Below are 16908 nucleotides of genomic sequence, written 5' to 3'. Positions count from 1 at the left end.
TTTGATCTAAATATGTCAAAGATTAGCAGCAAAAATATAAAAAGTTTAAGTGTTCCTCAGAGCCCTGTAGTTCTTGCAATACTAGACGGATGGGGATATCGAAAAGAAAAATCAGATAATGCTATAAAAAGTGCCAGTACACCAATCATGGATTCATTGTGGCATGCTTACCCCCACACTCTTATAAGTGCTAGTGGATCTGATGTAGGCTTACCAGATGGTCAAATGGGCAATTCAGAGGTGGGGCACCTTACTATTGGTTCGGGAAGAATAATACAACAAGAACTCGTAAGGATTTCGAATATTGTAAAAAATAATCAATTAGGCTTGGTCAATGAGTTAAAAGAGATGGCTGCTTCATTAAAGAAAAATAATTCTACTTTACATATCATGGGATTATGTTCTGATGGAGGAGTTCATAGTCATATCGATCATTTATTAGGTTTAATACAATGGGCATCTGATAATAAACTTAAAAAAGTTGCAATCCATATTATTACTGATGGTAGAGATACTCCTGCAAAAAGTGCTTCAAAATATTTAAATCAAATAGAATCATGTATAAAAAAATATAACGTAGGCGAAATAGCTTCCATATGCGGAAGATACTGGATAATGGATAGAAATCTTTTATGGGATAGAACAGAAAAAGCATACTCTAATTTGACTGATCCAGATATTCAAGTAACAAATTTTTCTCCCAAGGATTACATAGAAAAAAGTTATGCCAAAAACATAACCGATGAATTTATAGAGCCCATACGAATGTCTGAAAACTATCTTAAAGATGGAGATAGTTTGATTTGCTTTAACTTTCGTCCAGACAGAGCAAGACAAATAGTCAAATCCCTTTCAGACAATGAATTCTCAGACTTTGAAAGAAAAAATTATCCAAATCTAGATTTTGTTACTTTTACTCAATATGATCCCAACTTTCCCGTTAAAGTTGCATTCCCTCCTGAATCACTCAATAATTTTATAGGCCAAATAGTTTCAGAAAACGGACTTAAACAATATAGAACCGCGGAAACTGAAAAATATCCTCACGTAACATACTTTTTCAATGGAGGAGTTGAAATACCCTTACCAGGAGAAGAGAGACATTTGATTCCATCTCCAAGAGTCGCAACCTATGATATGAAACCCGAAATGTCTGCTGAGGAATTAACTATTAGTTGCTCTAAAGCAATTAAAAGCGGGAATTATGCTTTTGTTGTAATCAATTTTGCCAATCCTGATATGGTTGGTCATACAGGCAACATGGATGCAACGATTAAAGCTATAGAAAAAGTAGATAAATGTATAGGTCAAATAGTGAATGCTACTGGAGAAATGGGCGGAAGCATTGTTATTACGGCCGATCATGGTAACGCAGAGGTAATGAAAGGATCTGAAGGAGAACCATGGACAGCACACACAATTAATAAAGTTCCATTAATTTTGATTGAAGGTGAAAAAAGAAAAATACCAAATATGGGAAACGAAATTAATTTAAGAGAAAACGCGGGCCTTGCAGATATTGCTCCCACTTTATTGCAATTATTAAATCTACCAGTACCAAGAGAAATGACAGGCAAATCGCTTATTCAAGAAATTGAGTTGAAGGGTTATAATAAGGTCGTTCAACACGTTTAAAGTATATAAAAGTTTTTTAAGCAATGATTCAAATTATTAGTTGGATTTGGGTATTTTCTGGAGTTCTTCTCATTCTGTTAGTTTTACTTCATAGTCCCAAAGGTGATGGAATGGGAGGAATAGCAGCCAGTGGAAGCTCTATGTTCAACAGCGCAAGTAGTGCAGAAGCCTCTCTAAACAAAATAACTTGGACTTTTTTAGTGATATTTTTGTCTCTAGCAATTATTCTTAGCGCTGGTTGGATTTCATAAAACTTAAATAAAAAAAGGACCATATTGAATGATCCCTTTAAAAATTTATTGAAAACTATTGTTTAGTTTAGTAATCAAAGTCGCCGCCCATACCTGGAGCGCCTGCAGGAGCAGCTGAATCCTTTTTCTCAGGTAAATCTGCAACTATGCATTCGGTGGTTAGAACCATCCCTGCGATTGAAGCTGCATTTTGCAATCCTGAACGTGTAACTTTTGCAGGATCAACTATACCAGCAGAGGACATATCTACATATTCTCCAGTAGCAGCATTGAAGCCATCATTAAATGGTTTAGTTTTTACATTTTCAGCAATCACAGCGCCATTAGAACCTGCATTCTCAGCGATTCTCATAAGAGGAGCAGTAAGTGAAGCTTCAACAATGTTAGCTCCAATTAATTCTTCTCCTTCTAAATTTTTATCTGCCCATTCTTTTAGAATAGGAGACAAATGAGCAAGAGTTGTTCCTCCTCCAGGTACAATTCCTTCCTCAACAGCTGCTTTTGTTGCATTGATAGCATCCTCAAGACGAAGCTTTTTATCCTTCATCTCAGTTTCAGTAGCAGCCCCAACCTTAATCACTGCTACTCCTCCAGCTAATTTAGCCAGACGTTCTTGAAGCTTTTCTTTATCATAAGAGGAATCTGTTTCATCCATTTGCTTCTTGATTTGATCACATCTAGCTTTAACTGCTTGCTCATTGCCTTCAGCTACAATAGTTGTAGTTTCTTTATTGATAGTTATTCTTCTACCAGTTCCGAGCATATCTAAGGTAGAGTTCTCTAGTTTCAAGCCTGCATCTTCAGTAATAAGTTGTCCATTAGTTAAAACGGCCATATCTTCAAGCATGGCTTTTCTTCTATCGCCGAATCCAGGAGCTTTTACTGCAGCAACATTTAACACGCCTCGTAATCTATTAACAACAAGAGTTGCTAAAGCCTCTTTTTCAATATCTTCTGCAATAATGACTAGTGGTTTACCAGTTTTAGCTATTTGCTCCAAAACAGGAACTAAATCTTGCACTAAGGCAATTTTTTTATCAGTCAGAAGGATATATGGTTCATCTAAAACAGCCTCCATTCTTTCTGTATCTGTTGCGAAGTAAGGTGAAATATAGCCTTTATCAAATCGCATCCCCTCAGTGACTTCTAATTCAGTAGTCATTGATTTCCCTTCTTCTAAGGAGATAACACCTTCTTTACCAACTTTATCCATAGCATTGGCAATCATTTGACCAACTTCCTCATCGTTTCCAGCAGCAATAGTTCCACATTGTGCTATTGCATTGCTATCGCTAATAGGTTTGGAATTCTCTTGAATTTTACCAACTAGAAATTCAGTCGCTTTATCAATTCCTTTTTTCAAGGTAATTGCATTAGCTCCTGCAGCAACGTTTCTCAACCCTGCTTTAACCATCGCATGAGCTAGAACAGTGGCTGTTGTGGTACCATCCCCAGCAGCATCATTAGTTTTTGAAGCAGCTTGTCTGATTAAAGCAACCCCTGTGTTTTCAATGTGGTCCTCTAATTCGATCTCTTTAGCGATTGTGACACCATCATTGATAATTTGTGGAGCACCAAATTTTTTCTCTAGTACAACATTTCTTCCTTTTGGTCCAAGCGTAACAGCTACAGACTCAGCAAGGATATCAATTCCTCTCTCGAGCGCTCTACGAGCTTGCTCATTGTAAATAATTCTTTTAGCCATGTTTAGGCAGTAATTTAGTAATAAGTTTTAATAATTTTTGAAACAAATATTTTAGCTTACTACAGCTAAAATATCCTTTTCTGAGAGCAAGACATATTCATCTCCTCCCAATTTAATGTCTGTGCCAGCATATTTGCTGTACAAAACTTTATCGCCAATACTCACTTCTGGAGTTTGTCGAGAACCATCGTCATTAAGTTTGCCAGGGCCCACCTGAGCAACTTCTCCAACCTGTGGTTTTTCTTTAGCTGAATCAGGCAAAAGAATGCCCCCAGCAGTTTTTTCCTCAGATGCGGAAACTTTAATAAATATTCTATCTCCCAGTGGTTTTACTGTAGAGACCGTAAGTGAAACAGCTGCCATAGATTAATGGAGGATCATGATTGAGACGCTTTGCGTCATAAAAAAGGAAAGAGAAGTTCTCCATCCGTATCATCAACAACATAATCTGCAAAGCGGCAATTAAACCATACTTAAACTGTGCGGGTGGCCGAACCCATTTAACGAATCTACCCATTAGGTGGTAGTATTTTCGGATTATCAGCTGTTTAAATCAGCTATTCATCACCAATCAATAAAAAATGGTAGCAACTCCATCAACTTCTTCACAAACAAAAGGCGTAGTTCGTCAGGTAATTGGTCCAGTTCTAGATGTAGAATTCCCAGCTGGGAAATTGCCCAAAATATTAAATGCCTTAAGAATTGAAGCTAAAAATCCAGCTGGACAAGATATAGCGCTCACTGCAGAAGTCCAACAGCTCCTAGGTGACCATAGGGTAAGAGCAGTGGCAATGAGTGGCACAGATGGCCTTGTAAGGGGCATGGAGGCAATCGACACAGGAGCACCAATATCAGTACCTGTTGGAGAAGCAACTTTAGGAAGAATATTTAATGTTTTAGGAGAACCAGTAGACGAACAAGGTCCAGTAAATACTAAAGATACCGCTCCAATCCACAGAGCTGCGCCAAAATTAACCGACCTAGAAACTAAGCCAAAAGTTTTTGAAACTGGTATTAAAGTTATCGACCTTTTGGCTCCTTACAGACAAGGAGGAAAAGTTGGATTATTCGGAGGTGCTGGTGTTGGGAAGACAGTTCTTATTCAAGAATTAATTAATAACATCGCAAAGGAGCATGGTGGAGTTTCTGTTTTTGGTGGTGTAGGAGAAAGAACTAGAGAAGGGAACGATTTATATGAAGAATTTAAAGAATCTGGAGTTATTAATGCAGATGATTTAACTCAATCTAAAGTAGCCTTGTGTTTTGGACAGATGAATGAGCCACCTGGTGCAAGAATGAGAGTAGGCTTATCAGCACTTACAATGGCCGAACATTTTAGAGATGTTAATAAACAAGACGTCCTACTTTTTGTAGATAACATTTTTAGATTCGTTCAGGCTGGTTCTGAAGTATCTGCACTACTGGGAAGAATGCCTTCAGCTGTTGGATATCAACCAACGCTGGGAACTGACGTTGGTGAATTACAAGAAAGAATTACATCTACATTAGAAGGGTCAATAACATCTATCCAAGCTGTTTACGTACCTGCTGACGACCTAACAGACCCTGCTCCAGCTACGACCTTTGCCCATTTAGATGCTACTACCGTGCTTGCTAGAGCTCTTGCAGCTAAGGGAATTTATCCAGCAGTTGATCCATTAGACTCAACGAGCACCATGCTACAACCATCAGTTGTTGGCGATGAGCATTACAAAACAGCCAGAGCTGTTCAATCAACTTTACAAAGATACAAAGAACTTCAAGATATTATCGCAATTCTTGGTTTAGATGAGCTTTCTGAAGAAGATAGATTAACAGTCGACAGGGCCAGAAAAATTGAAAAATTCCTCTCACAGCCTTTCTTCGTAGCAGAAATATTTACAGGAATGTCTGGAAAATATGTAAAATTAGAAGATACAATTGCTGGTTTCAATATGATTTTATCAGGTGAATTGGATGACTTACCAGAGCAGGCATTTTACTTAGTTGGGAATATTGATGAAGTTAAAGCAAAGGCTGAAAAAATAAAATCAGAAAAATAAATACTTAAATATATTTAACCTTCAATAATCTTAAATTAATGGCAATTTCTCTAAAAGTTTTAGCTCCTAATAAAAATGTTTATCAAGGCGAAGCTGAAGAAGTAATCCTTCCTAGTACTACTGGTCAACTTGGTATACTCCCAGGGCATATCTCTTTAGTTACTGCTATAGATATTGGCGTTTTAAGGCTAAGAATGAATTCCCAGTGGAAATCAATAGCTCTTATGGGAGGCTTCGCTGAAATTGAATCAGATGAAGTTATAGTTTTAGTAAATAATGCTGAAATTGGTTCTGAAATTAATGTTCAAAATGCTGAACAAGATCTTAAAGAAGCAAAATTAGCAATTAGCAAATTTTCTGAAAATGAAAAAAATCCAGAAAAAATTAAAGCCTTGAAAGAGGTTTCCAAGGCTGAGGCTAGAATTCAAGCTGCAAAGAACTAATCTTTAAGCGGTTCCACAAAAAGTTACTTCGGGAAACTTTAATTTGGCTTCTTCTAATTTTTTTGTCTTACCTTCTTCTTGCCAATAATTTATCACTTCAGTAGCTTTATTCAAAATTTCTACTCTTTCGTTATCTGTAATCCAACCTTTATTCTCAAGTTCACTTTTTAATTTTTCCCAAGCATCATCTCTTGGCCAAAAATAATAAGCAGTAAGAGGACTAGGGCCTCCACCTACTATTTGATCCACTGCTAGAGCAACATTATCTGGTAACCACAATACTTTAATTATGAACCTTCCTTCATCAGGTTTAGGGGTATAACCCGTAGGTACCCCATCTTCATCAATTGTGGCGGCTGCCAATACAGCTGTGGCACCCATCATTCCTGAATTAGGAGAAGAATTTTTAGAGTTTGGTGCATCACTGTTTTTCTCTTTTTTTTCCATTGAATTTTGATTTAACTTATCTGATGAAGTCATTCACTTATTTAGATTCAATAAATAATTTATCAGTTTATGGAGACATTTTGATCGAATTATTCAAAATTTCTTGATTTTAGTTATCGATATCTTCTAAATAGAATTTTTATCTATCATGAGATACATCATAAAAATCATAAATAGTGGCTTCCAATGCATCCCAAAGATCCTTGGGGATATCGTTTTCTTCTGCGAACATGCCAAGCTGACTAGCTAAGCCTCTTGCTTGAGAGAGTTTCGAATCATATGAATCGGACTTATTCATTTTTGAGCTTTAAACTTAATAAAAAATAAATCTAATAACTTGATAAGTCAAATTTCAAAATTCTAAATCGGAAATTTCTTTTAGTGCAGCAATACTTAAAACTTCTGGGTTTGTATCTGTAACCAAGACATCGTCTTCTATTCTAATTCCTATGCCTTTCCATTTCTCATCTATAGGGGGTTGTCCCTCAGGTACTGGGATCCTATCACTTATATAGATCCCAGGTTCTACAGTAAGAATCATTCCATTCTGTAATGGCACTTCATAATCCCCCATTCTGTATGCTCCAACATCATGAACATCTAAGCCGAGCCAATGTCCAGTTCTATGCATGTAAAGATGTTTATAAGATTGAGACTCAATTATCTCCTCAGTACTTCCTGACAATAAACCAATCTCTTTTAATCCCTCTATGAGAATTGTTAAAGCAACATTATGAACATGACTAGAATTCGATCCCTTTACAGCACTTTTAATTGCATTTTTCTGAGCACTCAATACAATTTCATAGATAACTTTTTGCTCATTAGAAAATTTACCACCAATTGGAATAGTTCTTGTTATGTCTCCATTGTAATAATCAATAAGTGAGCAACCAGCATCCACTAACAATAAATCTTCCTTCTTCAAGGGTGAGTTATTTGAAGTGTAATGCAAAATACAGGCATTATCCCCTGATGCAACAATTGAGTTATAAGCTGGTCCTCTAGCCCCTTTTTCCAGAAAAAATCCCTCTAGAAGACCCTGAATTTGTCTTTCATTTTTCTTTGATGAGATAGATTCTCTAACTAATTCATGAGCTTCGGCCGAGATTCGTATAGCCTCTCTCATTCTCTTAATTTCAAATTCACTTTTAATTAATCTCATCTCATTTAAATAAATTTCTGGAGATTTTATAGAATTTCCACCAATGCCTAATCTTGAGCGATTTTCAAGTTGTTTTGAAAAAATTTCCAATATTATTTTCTCAACTGATGGATGCTTACCAATAGAAAAAACGAGTTCATCAGAACCATTGATATAGGCTGGGAGAAAATCTCTTAATTCGTTTATAGAATGAGCCTTATCAGCATTAAACTCTTTTTCAGCGCCTTCTAAACCCCATCTAAAGCCATGCCAGACTTCGCTTATAACATCTTTAGGAGCAACAAACATAATAAATCTCTCTCCCTTTGGCTTATGCGATAAGAAAAGAGCGATTGCATCTGGCTCATCGAAACCGGTTAAATACCAAAAATTACTATCTTGTCTAAAAGGATATTCACAATCAGCATGATGCTTTACGAGATTAGCACCAGGGATAATAGCAGCTTTTCCATTTAATTTATTGAGAAAGATTTCTCTTCTTTCTTCAAAAACTTTATTTTCAGGTTTAAACATAGATAGTGTATTGGCGTGTTTAAAAAAAAAATGGAAGAATGAATTAATACCGATTTAGTATCTAATCTATTTTAATGGAACCAAGTGTTTACGGTTTAGTTGTTCTTATAATTATTATTTTAATTGGGTCAGCATGTTGTTCGGGAGTAGAAGCTGCTTTTTTAGCTGTTAATTCAATTCGTATTCTAGAGATAGCCTCTAAACAAAAACCAAAAAGTTCTGCAAATCAACTCCTTAAACTTAGAAAACATCTTGGAAGGACATTAACTGTCATTACTATTACTAATAATGGATTTAACATAATTGGAAGTCTTATTTTAGGTGTATATGGAGCATTGGTTATTAATAGTAGTTATGGCCTAACCCTATTTTCAATTTCTTTTTATGTACTAGTCGTCTTAGTTGGAGAAGTACTACCTAAGGCTCTTGGTACAAGATTCTCAGTTCAAATAGCATTATTAGCAGTTCCTATCTTGAGGGTATTGCATACTTTAATGAGACCATTTTTAGTATTAATTGAACAAATATTTCCAGTTATTACTGCAGAAAATGAAATTTCAACAGATGAAGAGGAAATTAGACAAATGGCAAAAATTGGGAGTCAAAAAGGTTTGATAGAAGCTGATGAAGCAGCAATGATATTTAAGGTTTTTCAATTAAATGATTTAAAAGCTAAAGATTTAATGATCCCTAGAGTATCAGCACCTTGTCTTGATGGGTCTTCGAATCTTGAAAAAATTTCAAAACTTATAATGGCTGATAATTCTCCATGGTGGGTTATTTTGGGAGATAAAGTTGACAAAATACAAGGGGTAGTAAAGCGTGAAAAAATGTTGGTAGAGTTAATTAATGGGGAGAGTAAAAAATTATTATCAGAAATTTGCGAACCTGTGGACTACATTCCCGAAATGATTAAAGCAGATCAATTATTAACTAAATTTGACAAAAATCATAAAGGAGTGAAAGTAGTAGTAGATGAGTTCGGGGGATTCGTTGGAATTATTGGTGCAGAAGCTGTTTTATCTGTATTAGCCGGTTGGTGGAAGAATAAATCATGAAACATTTTAAAATTCAAGAAAATTATTTACTTTTAAAAAAATGGTGGGAGACTATTGATCTTACCAATTATGAAAAAAGTTTTCTTAATAGAGAAATAATTTCTTTTAATCAACAACTTTTAAGACTCAAAGAAAAAAAATTAAGAATTGGAGCATATGGTAAATCAGGTGTAGGAAAATCATCTGTTTTAAATTCTTTATTAAAAAAAGAAATATTCAAAACAGATATTATTAATGGGACCACAAAAGAAATACAATCGGAAACATGGACTCTTAAAGATCAAACACTCAATAGTTTAGAGCTTCTAGATTCTCCAGGATTTGATTTCTGCAATATTAAATTTCCAGATAAAGTTTACTCTTTCATAAATCATTCAGATCTTATTCTTTTTATAGTTTCGGGAGATTTAAATAGAAATGAGTTAAACGAAATCAGCTCTTTTATAAAAGATGGAAAAAAAATTATTTTAATATTAAACAAAATCGATCTATATAATAAAAATGAATTAAAAGAAATAATTGAAAATATAAAGTTTAAGCTTCCAAAAGATTTAAATATTCCAATAATTATTAATAATGAAAACAATCTTGAAAATTACGTAGCAAAATTAATTAATCAATATGGTGACATACTATTAACACTAAATTCTATTCAATTAGCTGACAAATTGTTTCTAAAAATAAAAGAGCAAAGATTGAAAAGGAGGCAGAAATTAGCTCAATCAACTATTGGTAAATTCTCGACTATCAAGGCATCGGCAGTAGCTCTAAATCCTTTTATTTTATTTGATGTTGCTGGTAGTTTTGCAATAGATACTGCATTGATTAACGAATTAAGTAAGATTTACGGCTTAAAGTTGAAAGGTGAATCTACAAGGAAAATATTTAAAAAATTATCCATTAATAATTTATGTATAGGAATCACTCAAGTCGGCGTAAATACCTCTTTGAACCTTATTAAGAAACTAATTCTTTTAACAGCACCTTTTACTAACGGGCTTTCATTATTACCCTATGGACCCATAGCAATTATTCAAGCTGCAATCGCAATTTACTCTACAAAAATTCTAGGTAAATTAGCAGCAAAAGAGATTTTTGTAAGAAGCAAAGCTTCTTTTATAGAACCTGCTATTTTGATCCAAAATATGAATTTTAATGACCCAGAGATTTTTAACTACATAAATATTTATTTTTCAAATAGAAATTTAAATAATAATTTTGTTAGTTTTCTACCTTAAAACTTAAAATGGAAAAAAGCATTGCTTTATTTGGTACGAGTGCTGATCCACCTACAATTGGACATAAAAAAATTCTTGAAGAATTATCCAAAATTTATGCTTTTACCATTAGCTATGTGAGCAATAACCCCAAAAAAAAGCACATAGAGGATATCTCAATTCGTAGCCATTTATTAAAAACTCTTATTGATGATTTAGATAATCCGAAAATTTTATTTAATCAAAGAATTAGTAGCCAATGGGCAGTAGAGTCAATCAAAAAATGTAAAGAAATTTATAAATTTCATAATTTAGATTTTGTTATAGGGAGTGATTTAATTAAAGATATTTTCTACTGGAAAAATTTCGACAAAATTATTTTAGAGGTAAGTTTTTTTATAATTTTAAGAGAGGGATATCCTGTTGAATCAAATACTCTTAAAATGTTAGAAACTTATAGAGTGAAATTTAAGATTTCAACCATCAAAACCCCAAACATTTCCAGTTCTAAATTTAGATTAAATTTTAATTGTTCTAATTTACCGTCGTCGTTAATAGATATAGTTAAAAAGAATAATCTATATGAATCCATCAAATTAGTTGAATGAAATTTTTACTTGCCCAAATAAATCCAGTTGTTGGAGATTTAGAAGGCAATGCAAAAAAAATACTTAATATTGCTTCGAAAGCTAGCTCAACTTCTGCTGATTTAGTTCTTACGCCAGAGTTATCACTATGGGGATATCCAGCAAAAGACCTACTTCTAAAAAAAAATTTAATCAAAAATCAATATCAAATTCTTGACCAATTAGCCCTTGATATTAATAAAAAATATGGAAACTTGTGTATCACAGTAGGAATAGCTGAGATAATAAATGATTCTTTTTTCCCAAATCTTTATAATTCTATTGCATTGCTTGAGCACGGTGAGTGGAAAATAATTGCTCGTAAAATTATTCTTCCCACCTATGAAGTATTTGATGAGAAAAGATACTTTAGATCAGAAGAAAAAGTTTCCGTATTGATTAAACAAATCAAAAACAAAACTTGGCGACTTGGCTTTACTATATGTGAGGATCTATGGGTCAACAAAAATATAGAAGGTAGAGGAATTCATAAAAAGAATCCTATTTTTGATTTAAAGAAAAAAAAAGTTGATATTTTAGTAAATTTATCAGCCTCACCATTTACTCTGAAAAAATTAGAGCTAAGATCCAAAGTTTCCAGTTTTGCTGCACAATATCTTCAAGTACCGCTGATTTATGTCAATCAGATTGGAGCAAATGATAATTTAATTTTTGATGGAAATAGTTTTATTCTTGATAAGAATGGATCTAAAATTAAGCAATTAAAATCTTTTTCGGAAGATCTCTCCAGCTGGGCAATTGAGCAAACAAAAACTGAAAAAAATGAATTTGAAAACTCCGAAATGTCATCAATTTTTGATGCATTAGTCCTTGGTGTTAAAGATTATGCAAAAAAATGTGGATTTAAAACAGCTTTAGTTGGATTAAGTGGTGGTATTGATTCAGCACTTGTCTCAGCAATTGCTACAGCGGCTCTAGGAAGTGATAATGTTTATTGCGTTTCAATGCCCTCTAAGTGGAGCTCATCTCATTCAAAGAGTGATGCAAAAGATTTAGCAAGAAGATTAAAGATAAGTTTAAAGACCATTCCAATTGAAAACTTGATGACCTCTTTTGAAGAATCATTTATAAAAAACTTATCTTTTGAGATGGCTGAAATAACAAATCAAAATATTCAGTCAAGGATAAGAGGCACACTTCTTATGGCTTTAGCAAATCAAGAAAAGCATTTGTTACTCTCAACAGGCAATAAATCAGAACTGGCCGTAGGATATTGCACACTTTATGGTGATATGAATGGGGGATTATCTGTAATTGGGGATTTATATAAAACTAATGTTTATAAATTATGCAATTGGCTTGATAGTGAAGATTCAATTAATAGTAGAAAGTTATATATGTTAGAAACTAGTTTTAATATAATTGGAGACAATATACGTACGAAAGCTCCAAGTGCCGAATTAGGCCCTGATCAATTAGATACTGATTCTCTGCCACCCTATTCTATTTTAGATAATATTCTTAAAGGAATTATTGAAGAGAAAAAAGATTTAGAACAACTAGAAGAAGATGGTTATAAAAAAGATTTAATTTTAAAAATTATCTCACTCATAAAAAAAGCGGAATTTAAAAGAAAGCAGGCTCCTCCAATCCTAAAACTAAGCAGTCAATCATTAGGAAGTGACTGGAGAGTTCCTATAGCAATATCTTATTGATCACCATAAGAACACTGTTGGATTTTTTTTAAAGGCCGTTTAACTGAATTAAGGTTGATACCTTTTTTGATAGCAAGAATTATGCCTGCAGCTTCTAAATAATTATCAACTTCAAAAAGATTGGAATAATTTAAAAACTCATTTGTCACTTTTAATGTATTTTGATTTTTTACAGAGATAATATTTAAACCTTTTTCAATCCCTGCTAATACTGCTTCTCCACCTAATGCACCATTAGGAACAACAATAGATTCAATCTGATCAGGGTGTAGTGAGATTGATTCATTTTTAGCCGGCAATTCAACAATGTCAGGTGCATTGCTTAACCCAATTAGTACTGATGGTAAAAAAGTGTATCCTATTTCTTCTGCCGCTGCACGAGGATCTAAATTTTCATTCAATTCAATTGGATGTAAAGCAGGTGCGTGAGCACAGGGAACTTTTAAAAATTTGCTTATTAAATGACTTATAACTGCTTCGACTCCAGCAATAGGATCAACCCCTTTCCCCTCTCGATAGATATTTGTTTCTAAAGAATCTAGATCATCTGGAAATTTTGCCACAATTGCTATCGCCGTAACTCCTTTTTCTATTAAACATTTTCCAGCATCAATTAGTGTATCAGGATTTTCAATTATGCCACCACTGATTTTTGAATAATCAGAATCAATAACTATGTTTAATGGCTTTTTTGTAATCACATAAGAATGAACATTAATCCCTAAAGTAGAAACACATGCATCAGCAACTTGTAAATGTCTTACTAATATTTCTTTTTCAATGGCTGAATCAAAAATTATCCCAATTTTCTGCTGCTTTACTCTTTTTAAGGCGATTTCTCCTTTAGCAAATCGGTCTAAACTATAACCCTCAACATAAAAAATATTTTTATCTTTTTCAGAAAGAGTACCGCCATTCATAACATTTGGATGAGTAATTAAACATCCACTTGCAGATGCTAATAATTTAGCTGTAGGAAGCGCATCCCCAGCAAAACCTCCTACTTCACAACCAATACCAGTTGGAACAATGAATATTGTTGGTGAATTTTCCATTATTAAAAATATTTCAATTTATATTTTTTAGTTAGCAAAGACAGCTTTAATTTTAAGTTTTTTTGTTCCAAAAGAGTCAATAGAATCTTGAATATCAACAATTGACCATCGGATTAAATCTCCTTTTTTTTCTAAATTTGTAATGATGAATTCCCTTAAATTTTTCAATTTTATTGAAACTGGCCAATCTAAATGATAATCAACTGAATTTAATTTCATTTTTGATATTTACCAAATTGATCATTATATAAATCATCTTCGACTTCTTTACCAATAACAATATTCAAATCTGACTTGGGGTATGCAACACACAAAAGTGCGAAGCCCTTTTCCCTCAAATCATCATTTAATCCCATAGCATCTTCTTGATCTACGGATCCTTCCAATATCATGGATGCACAATCTGTACAAACTCCTGAACAACAACTACTTGGTAAATCTATTCCATTCATTTTTGCCGCTGAAATAATATCTTGATCTTCAGAACATGAGAAACTAAAGGTCTGTTGCTCAAATTGAACTTTGATATTGTATTCAGGCATATCCTAAATCTTATTGCTAAACTGCAGAACCTCCTACAACTTCCAATATTTCTTGTGTAATAGCTGCTTGTCTAGCTTTGTTATAGGTTAGATTCAAAGTACTTGCTAATTCTTTAGCATTATCACTTGCATTATTCATAGCAGTCATCCTGCAAGCGAGTTCTGAAGCTGCCGACTCTTGGAGAGCTCTTAATACCTGATTCTGTAAATATAATGGTAATAACGAATCTAAAAGTTGATCAGGACTTTGTTCAAAAACAATATCTGATGGCAACTTCTCTGATTCACTTTTTTCAATATTTGATTTTTCAACAAGTAACTTACTATCTTTTGTAGTCAACCTAAAAATTTCATCGTTTTCCTCAGCAATTCCTTGAGGGTCAAGTGGTAATAGTGTTTGAACGACAGGAGCGCAGCTAACTAAAGTGATGAATTTCGTGTATATAATTTCCACCCTATCAGAATTTTCTGAAAGGAACTGAGCTAAAATCTCATTTGTAACTCCTTCAGAGTCCTTGACTGTGGGTACCTGTTCTAATTCTTTAAAAGTACTTTTAATTACATATCTATCCTTTCTATTTTGAAAATAACCAATAGCTTTCTTCCCTACCAAAATTAAATTTGGCTCATACCCTTGTTTGACTAATTCTGCGTATCTTATTTCTACCTTTTTTATAATATTCGTGTTGTAGCCACCGCATAAACCTCTATCAGCAGTTATGCATACCAAGGTTATACTCTTTACTTCTCTCTTTGATAAAAGAGGAGAGTCTACAGCCTCAAATTGTACTCTAGATTGAATATTTTCTAAAACTCGTGCAAGTTTATCTGCAAAAGGTCTACTCTTAAGAACTTGATCTTGAGCTCTCCTAACTTTCGCAGCTGCAACAAGTCTCATGGCCTCCGTTATTTTTCTCGTATTTTTAACGGAAACTATTCGATCTCTAATCTCTTTAAGATTTGCCATGGTATCTCCTAAATAAATTTAAACTGTGGCAAGCATTGATGATTTAACTTCATTTATCACCTCTTTTAGCGTCGCCTCTAATCCATCATTTAATTTCTTTTCTTTAAGAATCTCTTCTATAAATTCCGCTTTATTTAACTTTAGGTATTCCCTAAGTTCAGTTGCAAATTTAGTAACGTCTTCAACAGGAACTTCATCTATAAGACCTTTAACTCCTGCATAAACAACTGCAACTTGTTCTGCAAGATTCAGTGGAGAGAATTGAGGTTGCTTTAATAACTCTCTTAGTCTTTTGCCTCGTTCAAGTTGTTGCTGTGTTGCTTCATCAAGATCAGATGCAAATTGAGAAAAAGCAGCTAGTTCATCAAACTGTGCGAGTTCTAATTTTAAAGTTCCTGCAATTTTTTTAATTGCTTTTGTCTGAGCGGCTCCTCCAACTCGGCTAACAGAAATACCAACATTAATAGCTGGTCTTAATCCTGAGTTAAATAAATCTGCACTCAAGAATATTTGTCCATCTGTAATTGAAATAACATTAGTTGGGATGTAAGCAGAAACGTCCCCTGCCTGAGTTTCAATAATTGGAAGAGCTGTCATAGATCCCCCTCCCATAGCATCAGAAAGTTTTGCTGCTCTTTCTAACAATCTACTGTGTAGGTAGAAAACATCTCCTGGATAAGCCTCTCTTCCTGGTGGTCTTTTTAAAAGAAGAGACATTTGTCTATAAGCCTGAGCTTGTTTCGTTAGATCATCATAAATAACAAGTGTTGCTTTACCCTGATACATAAAATGTTCAGCAATTGCTGCACCGGTATAAGGTGCTAAGTACTGTAAAGCAGCTGGTTCTGAGGCACCTGCACTTACTACGACTGTATAGTCTAGGGCTCCTCTCTCTCTTAAAACCTCTACGATGTTTGCTACTGATGCTGACTTCTGACCAATAGCTACGTAAACACAGACTACGTCTTGACCTTTTTGGTTGATTATTGTGTCAATAGCAATCGCAGATTTTCCAGTTTGTCTATCACCAATAATTAATTCTCTTTGACCTCTTCCAACAGGAATCATTGCATCAATAGATGTGATACCTGTTTGCATTGGTTCATGCACTGATCTTCTCTTGATTATTCCAGGAGCCATTTCTTCAATCAATCTAGTATCACTTGTTGGAATTTCTCCTTTCCCATCTATTGGTTGTCCGAGAGGATTAACAACTCTCCCCTGCATTGCCTCACCAACCGGAACAGATGCGATTTTTCCTGTGGACTTAACGTTACTTCCTTCTTGGACACCAAGTGCCTCACCCATTAAAACGGCTCCAACATTATCGTCTTCAAGATTTAAAGCTATACCTTCGGTACCATCCTCAAATTCTAATAACTCACCTGCCATGACCTGATCTAAGCCATATATTCTTGCAATGCCATCACCGATTTGCAGAACAGTTCCTACATTGCTAACACTTACAGATTGGTCGTAATCAGTTATTTGTTGTTTTAAGATTGAACTGATTTCATCAGGGCGTATAGATACCATGGATTTAAGAATTTAAGGTTGATTTAAAAG

Annotated in this window: 18 protein-coding genes; 8 read left to right on the top strand and 10 right to left on the bottom strand. The window is 34.1% G+C overall.

The features are described from left to right. The first annotated feature begins 12 nt into the window (after nt 1–12). Both gpmI and secG read left to right on the top strand, forming a co-directional pair. Nucleotides 13–1635, top strand: coding sequence for a 2,3-bisphosphoglycerate-independent phosphoglycerate mutase (gpmI, locus tag BS621_RS06170; protein ID WP_077142189.1), 1623 nt, complete (start codon nt 13–15; stop codon nt 1633–1635). A 23-nt stretch (nt 1636–1658) separates the two neighbouring features. Next, nucleotides 1659–1886, top strand: coding sequence for a preprotein translocase subunit SecG (secG, locus tag BS621_RS06165; protein ID WP_011863548.1), 228 nt, complete (start codon nt 1659–1661; stop codon nt 1884–1886). Nucleotides 1887–1953: 67 nt separating this feature from the next. Here the strand turns inward: secG and groL are convergent, their stop codons facing one another. Next, nucleotides 1954–3591, bottom strand: a complete 1638-nt coding sequence (groL, locus tag BS621_RS06160; RefSeq protein WP_077142188.1) for a chaperonin GroEL — start codon at nt 3589–3591, stop codon at nt 1954–1956. A gap of 51 nt (nt 3592–3642) precedes the next feature. After that, nucleotides 3643–3954, bottom strand: coding sequence for a co-chaperone GroES (groES, locus tag BS621_RS06155; protein ID WP_002806275.1), 312 nt, complete (start codon nt 3952–3954; stop codon nt 3643–3645). 218 nt (nt 3955–4172) lie between these two features. Between groES and atpD the strand changes: the two genes are divergently transcribed. Both atpD and atpC read left to right on the top strand, forming a co-directional pair. Beyond that, the gene (gene atpD / locus BS621_RS06150) at nt 4173–5633 is read left to right on the top strand and encodes a F0F1 ATP synthase subunit beta (RefSeq protein ID WP_011863550.1); all 1461 of its coding nucleotides are present in this window, start codon (nt 4173–4175) and stop codon (nt 5631–5633) included. A gap of 38 nt (nt 5634–5671) precedes the next feature. Continuing rightward, nucleotides 5672–6076, top strand: a complete 405-nt coding sequence (gene atpC, locus BS621_RS06145) for an ATP synthase F1 subunit epsilon (RefSeq protein ID WP_025933956.1) — start codon at nt 5672–5674, stop codon at nt 6074–6076. A 3-nt stretch (nt 6077–6079) separates the two neighbouring features. Here the strand turns inward: atpC and BS621_RS06140 are convergent, their stop codons facing one another. The 3 genes from BS621_RS06140 to BS621_RS06135 all read right to left on the bottom strand — a co-directional run bounded on the left by BS621_RS06140 (nt 6080) and on the right by BS621_RS06135 (nt 8201). Next, the gene (locus BS621_RS06140; protein WP_077142187.1) at nt 6080–6556 is read right to left on the bottom strand and encodes a 30S ribosomal protein PSRP-3; all 477 of its coding nucleotides are present in this window, start codon (nt 6554–6556) and stop codon (nt 6080–6082) included. 106 nt (nt 6557–6662) lie between these two features. After that, complete coding sequence (locus tag BS621_RS09450; RefSeq protein ID WP_198025652.1) at nt 6663–6821, bottom strand: hypothetical protein; 159 nt, start codon at nt 6819–6821, stop codon at nt 6663–6665. 54 nt (nt 6822–6875) lie between these two features. After that, entirely contained in the window at nt 6876–8201 is a 1326-nt protein-coding gene (locus tag BS621_RS06135; RefSeq protein ID WP_077142186.1) for an aminopeptidase P N-terminal domain-containing protein, read from the bottom strand. A 74-nt stretch (nt 8202–8275) separates the two neighbouring features. On the opposite strand from BS621_RS06135, the gene BS621_RS06130 reads away from it, so the two are divergent. From BS621_RS06130 to BS621_RS06115, 4 genes are read left to right on the top strand one after another with little or no spacing between them, the layout of a single operon-like run. Then, nucleotides 8276–9259 (top strand): CNNM domain-containing protein, encoded by a 984-nt coding sequence (locus tag BS621_RS06130; protein WP_077142185.1) that lies wholly within the window; start codon nt 8276–8278, stop codon nt 9257–9259. Beyond that, nucleotides 9256–10497 carry a GTP-binding protein gene (locus BS621_RS06125; RefSeq protein WP_077142184.1) on the top strand — a complete coding sequence of 414 codons (1242 nt, stop codon included), beginning with the start codon at nt 9256–9258 and terminating at the stop codon, nt 10495–10497. The genes BS621_RS06130 and BS621_RS06125 overlap by 4 nt, the downstream gene beginning before the upstream one ends. A gap of 8 nt (nt 10498–10505) precedes the next feature. Further along, on the top strand, nt 10506–11084 hold the full coding sequence (locus tag BS621_RS06120; protein ID WP_077142183.1) for a nicotinate-nucleotide adenylyltransferase: 579 nt from the start codon (nt 10506–10508) through the stop codon (nt 11082–11084). Beyond that, on the top strand, nt 11081–12778 hold the full coding sequence (locus BS621_RS06115; protein ID WP_077142182.1) for an NAD+ synthase: 1698 nt from the start codon (nt 11081–11083) through the stop codon (nt 12776–12778). Before BS621_RS06120 ends, BS621_RS06115 begins: the two co-directional genes overlap by 4 nt. Here the strand turns inward: BS621_RS06115 and BS621_RS06110 are convergent. From BS621_RS06110 to atpA, 5 genes are read right to left on the bottom strand one after another with little or no spacing between them, the layout of a single operon-like run. Continuing rightward, nucleotides 12772–13833 carry a DUF3326 domain-containing protein gene (locus BS621_RS06110; RefSeq protein ID WP_077142181.1) on the bottom strand — a complete coding sequence of 354 codons (1062 nt, stop codon included), beginning with the start codon at nt 13831–13833 and terminating at the stop codon, nt 12772–12774. The genes BS621_RS06115 and BS621_RS06110 overlap by 7 nt on opposite strands. A 27-nt stretch (nt 13834–13860) precedes the next feature. Continuing rightward, entirely contained in the window at nt 13861–14052 is a 192-nt protein-coding gene (locus BS621_RS06105) for a hypothetical protein (RefSeq protein WP_077142180.1), read from the bottom strand. After that, the gene (locus BS621_RS06100; RefSeq protein ID WP_077142179.1) at nt 14049–14375 is read right to left on the bottom strand and encodes a 2Fe-2S iron-sulfur cluster-binding protein; all 327 of its coding nucleotides are present in this window, start codon (nt 14373–14375) and stop codon (nt 14049–14051) included. The genes BS621_RS06105 and BS621_RS06100 overlap by 4 nt, the downstream gene beginning before the upstream one ends. A 16-nt stretch (nt 14376–14391) precedes the next feature. Beyond that, nucleotides 14392–15342 carry a F0F1 ATP synthase subunit gamma gene (locus BS621_RS06095; RefSeq protein WP_077142178.1) on the bottom strand — a complete coding sequence of 317 codons (951 nt, stop codon included), beginning with the start codon at nt 15340–15342 and terminating at the stop codon, nt 14392–14394. 18 nt (nt 15343–15360) lie between these two features. Next, entirely contained in the window at nt 15361–16878 is a 1518-nt protein-coding gene (gene atpA, locus BS621_RS06090) for a F0F1 ATP synthase subunit alpha (protein ID WP_011863563.1), read from the bottom strand. Between the last annotated feature and the right edge of the window lie 30 nt (nt 16879–16908).

Origin of the sequence: Prochlorococcus sp. RS04, assembly GCF_001989455.1 — a bacterium.
Taxonomy (GTDB): Bacteria; Cyanobacteriota; Cyanobacteriia; order PCC-6307; family Cyanobiaceae; genus Prochlorococcus_A.
This window is presented reverse-complemented; position numbering and strand designations above follow the sequence as displayed.